This window comes from Psychrobacter sp. Rd 27.2 (genome assembly GCF_001921755.1).
Taxonomy (GTDB): Bacteria; Pseudomonadota; Gammaproteobacteria; order Pseudomonadales; family Moraxellaceae; genus Psychrobacter; species Psychrobacter celer.
The window spans coordinates 1-376 of the sequence record NZ_MRYB01000116.1; the positions used below are offsets into that span (position 1 = coordinate 1).

General features: G+C 39.6%; 1 protein-coding gene. It reads left to right on the top strand.

Features of this window, described 5'->3' with window-relative positions; all coding sequences use genetic code 11:
• The coding region (locus tag BTV99_RS13715) for a hypothetical protein (protein ID WP_218607615.1) at positions 1-361 on the top strand (361 nt) is incomplete at its 5' end.
• Positions 362-376 lie beyond the last annotated feature (15 nt).

The window sequence follows — 376 nt, forward strand, 5'->3', positions numbered from 1 at the left end:
TTTCTTTAATGATTTCCAAAGAGTCGATCAGGTTTTAAGGTTCGAGAATGATAGCGATCACCCATGCTTAATAATCCCTGAAAGTATTAAAGATGTTCAGCAGCTCGCATGGATGGAGGTTATAAACTTGATGTTCTTGAAAGGTATTCACCATCCTGATTTGTTTAAAGCACTTAAATGCACTGCACCTCAAAGTGTGATATGCCAGCTCATGGGGGTTAGGCAACTGACTGTAAAGGAGTATTGCCATTTTGCAGGTATTAGCCAGAGTAGTTATGAATATCGCCAATGTAAGTTTGCACTAGAAGATCGAGTTCTAGGTATTCCTCAAAGTATGAGCTGGTTGAGTGGTGCACCCTAATGAATATAAAGCAGT